The following is a 13,533-nucleotide window of genomic DNA, read 5'->3' as shown; positions in this document are numbered from 1 at the left end:
GCCTCAGATTTCGCCGACGTGCGCGCCTGTTGCGCCGGTGTTACGCGGCAGGACGCCGGTCAGCTCGGCTCGGCGCCGCGGTGCGCGACGGCCTCCGCGAGCGCGCGGATGCCGAGCGCGACGTCGCCGCCGAGGACGGACTCGGCCGGATGGTGGCTGATGCCGTCCGCATTGCGCAGGAAGAGCATCCCGACATCCGTCAGCGCGCCCAGCGTCATCCCGTCGTGCCCGGCCGGGCTGAACAGCGACGCCGGCTCGGCGCTCGCGACGCTCGCGCGGATGCCCTCGCGCACGACGTCCTGCAGAAGCGGTGCGCAGAAGAGCGCGGGGGCGCTGTGCACCTCGCGCGCGTGCCAGCTGAGCCGTCGCCTGCCCATGATCTCGTCGAGCTCGCGGGAGATCCGCTCCCACACGCGGTCGCGCGCGCCGTCGAACTCGCCGCGCAGGTCGATGCTCATCCGCGTCTCGCCGGGGATGACGTTCACCGCCCCCGGGAACGCCTCGAGCTGCCCGACGGTGCCGATGATGTGGTGCTCCGATGAGCAGATGCGCTCGACAGCGAGAGCCGCCTCGCTGGCTCCGAGGAGGGCGTCGCGCCGCATGTCGTAGGGCGTGCCGCCCGCGTGACGGGCCTCGCCCTCGACGACCACCTGGAACCGCCGCGCCGAGGCGATCGACGACACCACGGCGAGCGGCTCGTCGCGCCGATCGAGCTCGGGCCCCTGCTCGATGTGCGCCTCGAGGTAGCCGACGAGCTGCCCGGGGGCGCGTGCGGCGTCGCGGATGGCGGCCGCGTCCAGTCCGAAGGCGCGGTGCGCGTCGCGGAGCGTGATCCCGTCGGCGTCCTCCAGATCCCACCAGGCGTCGTCCCAGGTGCCCGCGACGGCCGACGACCCGAGCAGCGCGCGTCCGAAGCGCGTGCCCTCCTCGTCGGCGAACGCCGCCACCTCGATCCCGAACGGGAACGGCGACCGCCACCCGCCGTCCGCCGACGCGACCCGGAGGATGCGCACGACCTCGATCGCCATGAGCACGCCGACGATGCCGTCGAAGCGCCCCGCGTCGATCACGGTGTCGAGATGCGAGCCGAGCATGAGCACGGGCGCGTCGGGATCGGCCGCGGGGAGGAGCCCGAGCTGATTGCCCGCGGCGTCCTGCCGGGTGGTCATCCCGACCTCGCGCATCCACGCGTCGGCGAGCGCGTTCACCCGCGCGTGCTCGGGCGAGAGGTACACGCGCGTGATGGCTCCGCTGTCGGCGCTGATCCGCGCGAGCTCCTCGCAGCGCGCCATGACGCGGCGGGCAGCCGCGTCGATCTGCTCGGTCGAGAGCGCGAGTCGCGAGGCGATCATGCGAGCACCTCCTCGCGCACCGCGGCGCGGAAGACGTCGCCGGCCGCCTCGACCCCGCCGCCCGCAGCGACGGCGACGCCGAAGCGGCGCAGGACCGCCTCGAGCGCCGCGAGCGTGACGAGCACCGCGTCCTTGCGCGCGTTGTAGCCCATCGTGCCGATCCGCCAGACCCGGCCGTGCAGCGGCCCGAACGACGTGCCGATCTCGACGCCGAAGTCGTCGAGCAGCGCCTCGCGCACGGCGTCCGCCGGCACGCCATCCGGGACCTCGACCGCGACGACGTTGTTCATCCGGTGCGCGACATCGCCGAAGACGCCCAGCCCGAGACCGCGGACCCCTGCGAGCATCGCGGCACCCGCCAGCCGGTGCCGCTCGATCACCGCCTCGCGCCCCTCCTCGAGGAGCACGGCCGCGCACTCCCGCGCCGCGTAGAGCATCGAGGTCGCCTCGGTGTGGTGGTTGAGGCGTCGCGGCCCCCAGTAGTCGAGGATCATGCCGAGGTCGAAGTAGTTCGTGCGGACGAAGTCGGCGGCGCTCGCGTCGGCGTCCTCGCGGATGCCCGCCTCGACGCGCGAGCGCGAGCGGATGACCGACACAGCGCGCTCCGAGAGCGTGAGCGGCGCCGAGCCGCTGGGCCCGCCGAGGCACTTCTGGAGCCCCGCGGTGGCGGCGTCGACCCCCCAGGCGTCGGCGAGGAACGCGTTCCCGCCGAGCGAGGCCGTCGCGTCGGTGTAGAAGAGCGCGCCGTGCCGCTCGCAGATCGCGCCGATCTCGTCGAGCGGCTGGTTCATCGTCGTGGAGGTGTCGCCCTGGACGAGCGCGAGCACCGCCGGCTTCACGCGCGCGACGGCCTCCTCGATGAGCGAGGTCGGCACCACGTGGCCCCACGGGACCTCGACGACGTGCACCTCGGCGAGCGCGCGCTCCGCGATCTCCGCGAGCAGATGCCCGAACCGCCCGAAGACCGGCACGAGCACCCGGTCGCCCGGGCGGATGAGCGACATGAGCGCCGCCTCGATGCCGGCGCGCGCGGTGCCGTCGACGAGAAGCGTCGCGTCGTTCCGCGTCGCCCACACGCGACGGTAGAGCTCCTGCGTCTCGCGCATCGTCGCGGTCATGAACGGGTCGTACTGCCCGACGAGCTGCGCCGACATCGCGCGCAGGACGCGCGGATACGCCGAGATGGGGCCGGGGCCCATGAGGAGGCGGGCGGGCGGGTCGAGCGGGGCGGTGATCGTCATGATGTGCTGCTTCCGAGTGGGGCGGTCGGGAGGGGACGGCGCGGGCTCACGACACGGCGTCGGCGAGCGCCCGCGCCAGGCGGACGAGGGAGAGGTCGGAGCCGGCCCGCCCGATGAGCCCCACCCCGACGGGAGCACGACCGAGGGCGGACGGGACGGTCAGGAGCGGAGCCGAGATCGAGGGCGCTCCCGCCACCGCGGCGGGAGCCGTGAGCCGGAGGGTGGCGGTGCGGATGGCGTCGATCTCGTCGGGCTCGGCGGTGCGGGACGGCGCGGGGCCGGGGACGACGGGGAGGATCAGCACCGCGTCTCCGACGAGCGCGCGCACGCGCGCGGCGAACGGGCGCAGCTGCTCGCGCGCCGCCTGCTCGGCGAACGGGGTCACCTCCGCCGCGGCGGCGAAGCGGGCGGCGACGGCTCCGCCGAGCGCCCCGGGATGCGCGTCCAGCCACGCCCCGTGCACTCGCCAGGCCTCGGCGGCCTGGACCGTGCGGAACCGCTCGTGGCAGGCCGCGAGGTCGCCGATCGAGACGCGCTCGATCGGCGCGGTGCGGCCGAGCGCCGCGAGCAGCTCCTCGAACGCCTCGCGCACGGCGGGCTCGGCGAGCTCGAGCGCCTCGACGGGGACGCGGAAGCGCCACGGCAGGGGCGCCTCGGCGTCGCCGTCGAGGCACCACGAGGCCACCCGCTCGAGCGTCTCGCCGTCGCGCGTGAGCCATCCGACCGTGTCGAACGCGGGGGCGAGCGGCAGCACGCCGCGTCGCGGGACCCGGCCGTGCGTGGTCCGCAGGCCCCACAGCCCCTGATAGGACGCCGGCACGCGGATGGAGCCCGCGGTGTCGGTCGCGAGGCCGATGTCGGCCTGGCCCAGCGCGACGGCCGACGCGGGCCCGCTCGACGACCCGCCGGGGAGAGCCCCGGGGAGGGCCCCGTTCGGCGGGGTGCCGTAGTGCGCGTTGTCCCCCGCGATCGAGTAGGCGAACTCGTCGGTGCGCGCGATCCCGCGCAGCGCAGCGCCCCCGCCGAGCAGGGTCGACACGGCGGGCGCGGTCGTCGTGGCGGGCCGTGCCTCGTCGAGGTAGGCGGGATTGCCCGCGCCGACCCTGCTCCCGGCGATCGCGAAGAGGTCCTTGACCGCGAACGAGAGGCCCGAGAGGGGGCCGTCGGCCGCCGCCGGCGCGAGGGGCTCGCCGACCTCACGCCAGATCGCGCGGTCGAACGCCCGCGGCCGCGCGGAGACGTGCGCCGCGACGATGCGCCATCCTGCCGCCCTGCGGCGCCAGATCTGAGTCTGCAGCCCTCGCCCGCCCGCGTCGAAGCGCGAGACAGAGACGAGCAGGGCCGTCCCGTCGGCGAGGGGACGGTGCTCGATCCGCTCGATGGCGCGCGGCGCGACTCCGCCCCGCTGCGCGCGGAACGCGCTGATCGCGTCGTGCCCCACAAGGAGGCCGCCTTCGTCTCCGCGCAGCGTGTCGGGGGCGTCGTCGAACCACGCATCGAGCGCATCGAGGTCGTTCGCGACCACGGCCCGCTCGTACGCGTGGAACGCGTCGAGCAGCTCGGCCGGAACCGTCTCGTCGCCCGGGATCCGCGGTGGCGCCTGCACGGCCGTCGCGTCACGCATCGGCGGCCTCGATCGCGGCGAAGTCGGCCTCGCGGATGCGCGCGTGCACGCCGCACACGACGTCGACGACCTGCGAGATGTCGAAGTCGACCGCCGCCGACAGGTAGGCGTAGGCGAGATGCTCGTCCATTCCCCATCGCGCCTGCAGGAGCGCGATCGCCTCCGTCGTGCACGCCCGCATCGCCTCGTCGAGATCCGGGTCGAGGCCCGTCGGGACGAGGTGGTCGGCCGTGCGCACGAGCGGGCCGGCGATGCGTCCGAAGGCGCGCTCGGCCGCGGCGGCGGGCACGACGTCGAAGCGGAGGGTCGCCCGCAGCGAGGCCTCGAGCGCCGTGAGCGCGACCTCGCCGTCGCCCTGCGCGAAGTGGGGGTCGCCCACGTACGCGAGCGCGCCCTCAACCTGCACGGGGAGGTAGAGCGACGAGCCCGCCGTCAGGAGGTTGATGTCGATGTTGCCGCCGTGCGCACCGGGCGGGACCGAATGCGCGCGCTCCGACCCGGCCGGCGCGACGCCCATCGTGCCGAGGAACGGCGCGAGCGGGAAGACGACGTCGCGCGCTCCGCCCTCGGTCGCGGGGAGCGCTCCGACGAGGCGGGCTGCGCGCTCCTCGACCGGGGCGAAGACGCTGACCGTCCGGCCGCTGCGCGGCAGCACGCCGGGCAGCGCCCCCTTGCCGTGTCGATTCGAGATGACGCCGTACGGAACCCGCGGCTCGAGCGCGACGACGGTGATCCGGAGGAGGTCGCCCGGCTGCGCGCCCTCCACGCGGATGGGACCGGTGACGACGTGCGGGCCGTCGGCGACGGGGTCGCGCGGCACCGATGCGGCGATCGCGACCGCATCGTCGAGGACGGCGCCCGCGGGGACGCCGTGCTGCGCGAAGAACGCGACCGGGTCCTGGCCCTGGTCGGGCAGCAGCCCCTCGTGGCTGACCGTGTCGACGATGATCGTCTCGCCCGACGTGATCGTGAGGACGGGCTCGTCCTCGCCGCTCGGGAGCCGCCCCCACCGCACGGTCTCGGGCGACGACGGCAGGTACGTCGCGCCGTCGGGCAGGCCGCGACCGGGCTGCAGGATCGGGATGTCGGCGAAGCGCGCCGGCGCTGCGGCCGCTCCGAACCGGTTCCTCTCGGCGGTGTCGATGGTCATGCGCTGGCCTCCGTCAGGGTCGCGGTCGTCGTGGGGGCGAGCACCTCGTGCCCGCGTCGTGCGCGCAGTCCGGTGCCGTGCGCGTGGATGAGCTCGCCGTGCAGGTAGGTCTCCCGGACGATCCCGCGCAGACGCGCGCCCTCCCACGGCGACATGGGGTTCCGGTAGGCGAGCGATGCGGCATCGAGCACGTACTCGGCCTCGGGGTCGAACACGACGAGGTGGGCCGGCGCTCCCGGGGCGATGCGGCCTCGGTCGCCCAGGCGCACGAGGTCCGCTGGCCCGGTCGTGAACGCCGGCAGGATGGCCTCGAGCGGCAGGCCGCGGCGGCGCGCCTCGGTCCACACGGCCGACAGCCCGGTCTGCACACCCGCGATCCCGCCCCACGCGAGCCCGAGGTCGGCGACGCCCTTGAGATCGAAGGTCGCGGGCGAGTGGTCGCTTACGATCACCGCGATCGTGCCGTCGAGCACGCCCGCCCACAGGGCGTCCTGGTTCGCGCCGTCTCGGATGGGCGGGCAGCACTTGAAGCGGCCCTGGCCGTCCGGCAGCTCCTCGGCGCGCAGGGTCAGGTAGTGCGGGCACGTCTCCACGGTGATGCGGACGCCGTCGGCGCGGGCCGCGCGCACGAGGTCGAGCGCCTCCGCGGCCGAGACGTGCACGATGTGCACGCGGGCCCCGGTCCGCCGGGCCGCCTCGATCACGAGGCGGATCGCCTCGACCTCCGCGCGAGGAGGGCGGGATGCCACGAAATCGGTGAACACGGGGCCCGCGGCGTCGGACAGGTGCTCCTCGAGCTCGGCGTGCGCGATGAGCAGGCCGTCGCGCGCGGCGAGCTCGGCGAGCGCCGTCTCCAGCTGAGCGGCGTCGAGGTGCCCGAACTCGTCGATCCCGCTCGGGGCGAGGAAGCACTTCACCCCGACGACCCCCGCGTCGAGCAGAGCGCCGAGGGCGCCGAGGTTCTCGGGCACGGCGCCGCCCCAGAACGCGACGTCGACCGCGAGCTTGCCGACAGCGGCCCGCCGCTTCGCGGCGAGCGCGGCGGGCGTCGTCGTGACGGGCACCGAGTTGAGCGGCATCTCGACGAGCGTCGTCACGCCGCCCGCGGCGGCCGCCGCCGTGCCGGTGGCGAAGCCCTCCCACGCGGTGCGCCCCGGCTCGTTGAGGTGCACATGGCTGTCGACGAGGCCAGGGAGCAGCACCTCCGCGTCGGCGAGCACGACCTCGGCGTCGGGGTCGTACGGCTCCACGCCGGCCACGAGGCCGTCGGCGATGCGCACGGTGGCGGCCGCGAAGGCGCCGCCCACGAACACGCGCCGCGCGGCGATGGCAGAGACCGGGCCGCTCATGCGGTCACGCTCCCCGCGACAGCCGCGTCGCGCGCCAGGGGCTCGCGGTGCGGCGGCGTCGCGTACTCGTCGCGCTTGCTCGTGCCCACGCCCATCCGCGCCATCGCCGAGACGAGCCCGACCGCCGCGGCGACGCCGTCGACGACCGGGACGCCCACGCGCTCGGACAGGTGCGCGCAGAGGTCGGCCATGCCGGCGCAGCCGAGCACGACGGCGTCGGCGCGGTCCTCCCACGCGACGCGCTCGCACCACGCGGCGATGCGCTCGACGGCCGCGGGGTCGGCCTCCTCGAGGTCGAGGACGGGGATGCCCGTGCCGTAGGCGGCGACGCACGCGCGCTCGAACCCGTAGCGGAGCACGAGGTCCTGGGCGCGGCCGAGCGTGCGCGAGAGCGTCGTGACGATCCCGAAGGTCCGCCCGGTGAGGGCGGCGACGTGCATCGCGGCCTCCGCGATCCCGACGACGGGTGCGTCAACGAGCTCGCGCGCGGCGTCGAGGCCGGGGTCCCCGAAGCACGCGACGATGTAGCCGTCGCTGCCGCCCGCCGCCTGGTCGCGCCGGATGGCGTCGACGACCGCGGCCGCCGCGTGCACCTCGTCGAGGTGACTCTCGATCGCGGCCGGGCCGTCGCCCTCCGCGGGGCACACGGCGACGACCTCGACGTCGGGGGCGGCCGCCTCCCGGGCCGCGGCGGCGATCTTGGCCGTCATGGCCCGGGAGGTGTTGGGGTTGATGAGGGTGATGCGCATCAGCGGACCTGGGCGTCCTCTTCTTCGTCGGAGGCCGCGAGCGCGGCCTCGGCCTGCGCGACCGCCAGCGAGGCGGTCGCGGTGTCGGGGTACTCCTCGAGCACGTCCTCTGCCGTGCCGTCGGAGACGCCGGCGGTCTCGCCGTCGAACACGGGAACGGTCGGTCGGGCGCGCTCGAGCAGCGTGAAGATGGCGAAGCCGAGACCGCACCCGATGAACCACGTGAAGTCGCCGATCGCGCCCCACGCGGGGTCGATCGCTCCCGCGAACACGAGGGACTTGGGCACGATCGCGAGGAGGATGGTCGGCACGCCCGCGCCCGCGACCGCCCACAGCGCGTTCGCGTTGTAGCCGCGGCGATACCAGTAGGCGCCCTGCTCGGACATCGTGTACATGTCGTCGACGCGGATCCGCTGACGCGCCACCACGTAGTACCCCGCGATGAGGATGCCGAACAGCGGGCCGATGAGGGCCGACAGGATGCCGAGCGTGTAGTGGATGGCCTGGTCGTTCGCGTACCAGTTCCAGGGCGTGAGGAGCACCGACCCGACCGCCGCGATCATCCCGCCCATCCGCCACGAGATGCGGTGGGGCGCGACGTTCGAGAAGTCGAACGCCGGCGAGATGAAGTTCGCGACGATGTTGATGCCGACCGTGGCGGTGACGAAGGTCAGCCCGCCGAGCAGGATGGCGAACCAGTGGTCGATGCGCTCGACCGTGTGGATGGGGTCGGTGATGAGCTCGCCGAAGACCGGCACGGTCGCCGACGCCGTCACCACCGTGAGGATCGAGAAGAAGAGGAAGTTGACGGGCAGGCCCCAGAGGTTGCCGCGCTTCACGGCGCGGAAGCTGCGGCCGTAGCGCGCGAAGTCGCCGAAGTTCAGCATCGGCCCCGAGAAGTACGACACGACGATCGCGATGGCGGAGAGCATGACGGGGATCGAGGCCCACAGGTCGAGGGGCTCGCCGCTCGAGAGGTCGAGGCTGATGTTCTCCCAGCCCGCCTGGCTCACGAGATACACCGCGAGGACGATCATCACGACGTACACGGCGGGGCCCGCGAAGTCGATGAAGCGGCGGATGGCCTCCATGCCGTTCCAGAAGACGGCGGCCTGCGCGACCCAGAGGATCGCGTACGAGATCCAGCCGAGCGCGTCGAGGCCGAGGAAGCTCGGCTCGAGGAGCGCGGCCGACGCCGGGATGAACTTGAGGAAGACGATGGTGAGGGACTCGGCGGCGAGGTACGTCTGCACCCCGTACCAGGCGATCGCGATGACGCCGCGGACGATGGCCGGGATGTTCGCGCCCTTGACCCCGAAGAGGAAGCGGTTGACGACGGGGTAGGGCACGCCCGTGCGCTGGCTCGGCTTCGCGACGAGGTTCGTGAAGAACTGGACGATGAGGATGCCGACGACGAGGGCGACGAGGACCTGCCAGCTCGCGATGCCGAGCGCGAACAGGGAGCCGGCGGTGACGTAGCCGCCGACGGAGTGCACGTCGCTCATCCAGAACGCGAAGATGTTGTAGCTCGTCCAGCGCTGGCGGCGCAGCGGGGCGAGGTCCTCGTTGGCGAGGCGGGGGTCGTAGCCGGGGCGCATGTTGCCGGAGCCGACGGGGTGGCCCGCGGCCTCCACGACGTCCTGCGGCCGGGTGGGGGAGCTGCTCTGCGACACGATGGTGCCTTTCGAGAGGAGGATGCGGTGTCGGTGGTGCTCCGGCCGATGGAGGCTTGCCGGACGAGAGGCGTGGTGTGAAGTTATCCCTTCACGTTTCCCGCGCCGTGTCCCTCATGTTTCGGCGGCGTAAATCCCGACCGCGGCTCGCTCGCGGCGCGGGCTAGCATGTCGGCGTGACCCTCTCGGCCCCCGGACCCGCTGCCGGCGTCGGGGACGCACCTGACCCGCGCACCCTCGTGGGGCGCCGGCTCCGTGAGGCCCGGACGCTCACCGGGCTCTCGGTCTCCGCCCTCGCCCGGCGCCTCGGGATCTCCACGAGCGCGGTCTCGCAGATCGAGCGCGGCGTCATGCAGCCGAGCGTCTCGCGCCTCATCGCGATCACCGACGCCCTCGGCGTCCCGCTCGCCACGGTGCTCTCCGGGTCGGTCGCCACGGGGCCCGACGACGGGTCGTACGCTCTCGAGCGCGCCGCGGACACCGCGTACCTCGAGCTCGGCGGAGGCGTCGTCTTCCGTCGCCTCGCTCCGGGCGACAGCCCCGGCATCGACTACTTCGAGTCGATCTACCCGCCCGGCAGCACGGCGTCGTCGAAGGACCAGCTCTTCCGCCACGAGGGGTACGAGGTCGGCGAGGTGCTCTCCGGCGAGCTCACGATCGACTTCTCGGACGAGGTCGTCGTGCTGCGCGCGGGCGACACCATCCGGTACCCCTGCGACAAGCCGCACCGCCTGCACAACACGGGCGATGAACCCGCCGTCGCCCGCTGGCTCATCGTCCATCCGCCCTCGGCCGACTGAGCGAACCGCCCCGCGTTACCGCGCCGAAATACGCCGCCCCTAGCGTGGCGGCATGCTCCTGGAGGACTTCGACCGCGCGCCCGCTCCCGACGCCGCGGCGGTCGCGCGGGTGTGGGCGGATGTCCCGAGCTGGGTCGACGCGCTCGTCGCGTCCCGACCGCACGGGTCGCTCGACGCGCTGCTCGCGAGGGCGGCCGAGGAGGCCGCGACCTGGGGTGAGGGCGAGCTCGACGCGGCGCTCGCGCGCCATCCGCGGATCGGCGATCGTCCGACGGGAGACAGTGCGGAGGCGGCCGCCTCCCGGCGCGAGCAGGCGGCGATGGCCGACGCCGACGCCGAGGTCGCCGCGCGCATGGCCGAGGGCAACGCGGCCTACGAGGCGCGCTTCGGCCGGGTGTTCCTCATCCGCGCCGCGGGCCGCTCCCCCGTCGAGATGCTCGGCGAGCTCGACCGCCGGCTCGCGAACGACGACGCCGCCGAGGTCCGCGAGGCGTGCGGGCAGCTCCTCGAGATCGCCCTCGCCCGCATCCGCGCGGCCTTCGCCGCACCATCCGCCGCCGCGCCATCCGAGGAGACCGCGCCATCCGAGGAGACCCGATGACCGCGCTGACGACGCATGTGCTGGATGCCGCGAGCGGACGCCCCGCGGCCGGCATGGCCGTCGCCGTGCGCACGGCGGGCGCCGTCGTCGCGACGGCCGTGACCGACGCCGACGGGCGCGCGGCGCTGGGAGCGCTCGGCGCGGGCGAGCACACGCTGGTCTTCGACACCGGCGCGTGGTTCGCGGCGCGCGGCGTCGAGGCGTTCTATCCGTCCGTCGCCGTCGCCTTCCGGGTCGACGGCGAGCCGCACGCGCACGTGCCGCTCCTGCTGAGCCCGTTCGCGTACTCCACCTATCGAGGGAGCTGATCCATGAGCGACGTGTCCGTGCACCTGGGACCGCACAAGTACGGCAAGGCCGAGAACCGCCTCGTGCGGATCACGCGGGACACCGCCCGGCACGAGATCGAGGACCTCACGGTCACCTCGCAGCTGCGCGGCGAGGCGTTCGCCGACTCGTTCCTGACCGGCGACAACGCGAAGGTCATCGCCACCGACACGCAGAAGAACACGGTGTTCGCGTTCGCGAAGACGCACGGCGTGGGCTCGCCCGAGCGCTTCCTCTCCCTCCTCGCCGAGCACTTCACGACCGAGTTCGAGTGGGTCGAGGGCGGGCTGTGGCAGGCCGAGCAGCACGTGTGGGAGCGCATCGTCGTCGACGGCTCCGGCCACGATCACGCGTTCGTCCGCACGGGTCGGGGCACGCGGCTCGCCGCCGTCCAGGTCGCGGATGGCGGCACCCACGTCCTCGGCGGCGTGAAGGACCTCGTCGTCCTGAAATCGACGGGATCGGAGTTCCGGGGGTTCCCGAGGACGCCGTTCACGACCCTCCCCGAGACCGACGACCGCATCATGGCGACGTCGGTCACGGCGCGCTGGCGCTTCCTGCCCGAGGCGGTCGCGGAGGGCGTGGACTACAACGGCGTGTACGAGGAGGTCACGGCCGTGCTCCTCGAGCGGTTCGCCGTCGTGCACTCGCTCGCCCTGCAGCAGACCCTCTTCGCGATGGGGCGCGCGGCGATCGAGGCGCGGCCAGAGCTCGCGGAGATCCGCTTCGCGATGCCGAACCGGCACCACTTCCTCTACGACCTCGCGCGCTTCGACCTCGAGAACGAGGGCGAGGTGTTCATCGCCGACGACCGCCCCTACGGGCTCATCGAGGGGACGGTCGTGCGCGACGGCGTAGACGACGCGCCTGCGGCCTGGGCCGACGTCCCGACGTTCATCTGACGTCACGCCGCTCCTCGGTCTGCCCCTCGGTCTGCCCCTCCCTCCAGTCCGTCGTCCTCTCTTCTCCCCCGCCTCTCCCGCCCAGGTCGCACTCCGCGTCCCCAAACGCCGTCTTACGGACGCGAAGTGCGACCCGGACAAGACCCTCCTCGCCCAGGTCGCACTCCGCGTCCCCAAAAGCCCCCTTACGGACGCGAACTGCGACCCCGGCGAGCCCCCCCCGCAGGTCGGGGAGGGCGGCCGTTCAGCGGCCGGGGTCGCCCTCGGGCGCCGCGACGTGCGCCTCGACGGGGTTGCCGTCCTTGTCGACGGCCGGCAGCTCGTGACCGCTCTCGTCGCGGAACCGCACAGGGGTGAGACCCGCCCCTACGGCCTCGGAGGAGACGAGGGCGATCGCGGCGGTCGAGCGCACGCCGTCATACGACCCCACGACCGGGTCGGCGCCGTACCTCTCCTTCGCCGAGCGCGAGTTCAGCAGGAGGTTGAGCAGGATGGCCGCGATCGCGCCCGCAGAGATGCCCGAGTCGAAGATGAGCGTGAACGCGTCGGGGAAGCGCGCGTAGATCTCCGGCGCGACCGTCGGCAGCAGGGCGACGCCGACCGAGACCGCGACGACGAGCACGTTGCGGTTGTCGAAGCGGACCTTCGCGAGCGTCCGGATGCCGCTGGCCGCGACCATCCCGAACAGCGCGATCCCCGCGCCGCCGAGCACGGCCCGCGGGACGCCCTCGACGATCGCCGAGACCGGCGGCAGCAGGCCGAGGACGACGAGGATCCCGCCCGCCATCGTCGCGACCCAGCGCGAGCGCACGCCCGTGAGCGAGACGAGCCCCACGTTCTGGGCGAACGCCGTATAGGGGAAGGTGTTGAAGACACCGCCGATGACGGTGCCGAGCCCGTCGGCGCGCAGCCCGTCGGCGAGCTGATGACGGCCCACGGGGCGCTCCACGATCTCGCCGACGGCGATCATGTCGCCCGTCGTCTCGGTCATGATGACGAGGCCCACGACGAGCATCGAGACGACCGAGGCGATCTCGAAGGTCGGCAGTCCGAAGTGGAACGGCGTGACGATGCCGAACCACGCCGTGTCGGCCACGCCCGACCAGTCGACCATCCCGGGGACGGCGAGTGCGGCGAGGGTGCCGACGACGAGCCCCAGGAGCACGGAGATGCGGGCGAGCGCCCGCGGAGCGAATCGCTCGACGAGGACGATGAAGAGCAGGGTCCCGGCCGCGAAGGCGAGGTTCAGCGGGTCGGCAGCGCCGTCCTCCGCGCCGTCGATCACCCACCCGGCCGCGACGTCCATGAGGGACAGGCCGATGATGAGGATGACGGTGCCGGTGACGAGCGGCGGGAAGAAGCGCAGGAGCTGCGAGAAGAACGGCGCGACGAGGATCATGAAGAGGCCGCAGGCGATGGTCGCACCGTAGATCGCCGTGATGCCGTGCTGCGTTCCGATCGCGATCATGGGGCCGACCGCGGCGAAGGTGACGCCCTGCATGAGCGGCAGGCGCACGCCGAACCGCCAGAACCCGATCGACTGGACGATCGTCGCGATGCCGGCGACGAACAGGTCGGCGCTGATCAGGTACGCGAGGTCGGCGCCGCCGAGGCCGATGGCGCCGCCGACGATGAGCGGGACGGCGACGGCGCCCGCGTACATCGCGAGCACGTGCTGGAGGCCGAGAGGGAACAGCCGCGCGAGCGGCGGGATCGAGTCGACGGTGTTCACGTCGCGGGAGGAGGTCGTCATGCCGCGACGCTA

At 73.6% G+C, this 13,533-nt stretch carries 12 protein-coding genes; 4 read left to right on the top strand and 8 right to left on the bottom strand.

The window, feature by feature from the left end; all coding sequences use genetic code 11:
- Window positions 1-59: 59 nt before the first annotated feature.
- Genes PKE79_RS09385 through PKE79_RS09355 form a run of 7 tightly spaced genes read right to left on the bottom strand, consistent with a single transcriptional unit; the run spans window position 60 to window position 9,138 of the window.
- On the bottom strand, window positions 60-1,352 hold the full coding sequence (locus PKE79_RS09385) for an allantoate amidohydrolase (protein ID WP_271173434.1): 1,293 nt from the start codon (window positions 1,350-1,352) through the stop codon (window positions 60-62).
- The gene (locus tag PKE79_RS09380; RefSeq protein ID WP_271173433.1) at window positions 1,349-2,593 is read right to left on the bottom strand and encodes a pyridoxal-phosphate-dependent aminotransferase family protein; all 1,245 of its coding nucleotides are present in this window, start codon (window positions 2,591-2,593) and stop codon (window positions 1,349-1,351) included. Before PKE79_RS09380 ends, PKE79_RS09385 begins: the two co-directional genes overlap by 4 nt.
- A 46-nt stretch (window positions 2,594-2,639) precedes the next feature.
- Window positions 2,640-4,217 carry an AtzH-like domain-containing protein gene (locus PKE79_RS09375; RefSeq protein WP_271173432.1) on the bottom strand — a complete coding sequence of 526 codons (1,578 nt, stop codon included), beginning with the start codon at window positions 4,215-4,217 and terminating at the stop codon, window positions 2,640-2,642.
- Entirely contained in the window at window positions 4,210-5,367 is a 1,158-nt protein-coding gene (locus PKE79_RS09370) for an acetamidase/formamidase family protein (protein ID WP_271173431.1), read from the bottom strand. The genes PKE79_RS09375 and PKE79_RS09370 overlap by 8 nt, the downstream gene beginning before the upstream one ends.
- Complete coding sequence (gene allB, locus PKE79_RS09365; protein WP_271173430.1) at window positions 5,364-6,716, bottom strand: allantoinase AllB; 1,353 nt, start codon at window positions 6,714-6,716, stop codon at window positions 5,364-5,366. Before allB ends, PKE79_RS09370 begins: the two co-directional genes overlap by 4 nt.
- The gene (locus PKE79_RS09360; RefSeq protein WP_271173429.1) at window positions 6,713-7,465 is read right to left on the bottom strand and encodes an aspartate/glutamate racemase family protein; all 753 of its coding nucleotides are present in this window, start codon (window positions 7,463-7,465) and stop codon (window positions 6,713-6,715) included. Before PKE79_RS09360 ends, allB begins: the two co-directional genes overlap by 4 nt.
- Window positions 7,465-9,138, bottom strand: a complete 1,674-nt coding sequence (locus tag PKE79_RS09355; protein ID WP_271173428.1) for an NCS1 family nucleobase:cation symporter-1 — start codon at window positions 9,136-9,138, stop codon at window positions 7,465-7,467. The genes PKE79_RS09360 and PKE79_RS09355 overlap by 1 nt, the downstream gene beginning before the upstream one ends.
- Before the next feature lie 176 nt (window positions 9,139-9,314).
- On the opposite strand from PKE79_RS09355, the gene PKE79_RS09350 reads away from it, so the two are divergent.
- Genes PKE79_RS09350 through pucL form a run of 4 tightly spaced genes read left to right on the top strand, consistent with a single transcriptional unit; the run spans window position 9,315 to window position 11,768 of the window.
- Window positions 9,315-9,938, top strand: coding sequence for a helix-turn-helix domain-containing protein (locus tag PKE79_RS09350; protein WP_271173427.1), 624 nt, complete (start codon window positions 9,315-9,317; stop codon window positions 9,936-9,938).
- Between the two features lie 52 nt (window positions 9,939-9,990).
- Entirely contained in the window at window positions 9,991-10,539 is a 549-nt protein-coding gene (gene uraD, locus PKE79_RS09345; RefSeq protein WP_271173426.1) for a 2-oxo-4-hydroxy-4-carboxy-5-ureidoimidazoline decarboxylase, read from the top strand.
- On the top strand, window positions 10,536-10,847 hold the full coding sequence (gene uraH / locus PKE79_RS09340; protein WP_271173425.1) for a hydroxyisourate hydrolase: 312 nt from the start codon (window positions 10,536-10,538) through the stop codon (window positions 10,845-10,847). Before uraD ends, uraH begins: the two co-directional genes overlap by 4 nt.
- A gap of 3 nt (window positions 10,848-10,850) precedes the next feature.
- Window positions 10,851-11,768: a factor-independent urate hydroxylase gene (gene pucL / locus PKE79_RS09335; RefSeq protein ID WP_271173424.1), complete on the top strand. Its 918-nt coding sequence runs from the start codon at window positions 10,851-10,853 to the stop codon at window positions 11,766-11,768.
- 244 nt (window positions 11,769-12,012) lie between these two features.
- Here the strand turns inward: pucL and PKE79_RS09330 are convergent, their stop codons facing one another.
- Window positions 12,013-13,521 carry a nucleobase:cation symporter-2 family protein gene (locus PKE79_RS09330; protein WP_271173423.1) on the bottom strand — a complete coding sequence of 503 codons (1,509 nt, stop codon included), beginning with the start codon at window positions 13,519-13,521 and terminating at the stop codon, window positions 12,013-12,015.
- Window positions 13,522-13,533 lie beyond the last annotated feature (12 nt).

Origin of the sequence: Microbacterium barkeri, from assembly GCF_027921765.1 — a bacterium.
Taxonomy (GTDB): Bacteria; Actinomycetota; Actinomycetes; order Actinomycetales; family Microbacteriaceae; genus Microbacterium; species Microbacterium barkeri.
The sequence above is the reverse complement of the archived record's forward strand: the minus strand, read 5'-3'. Positions and strand labels throughout refer to the sequence as shown.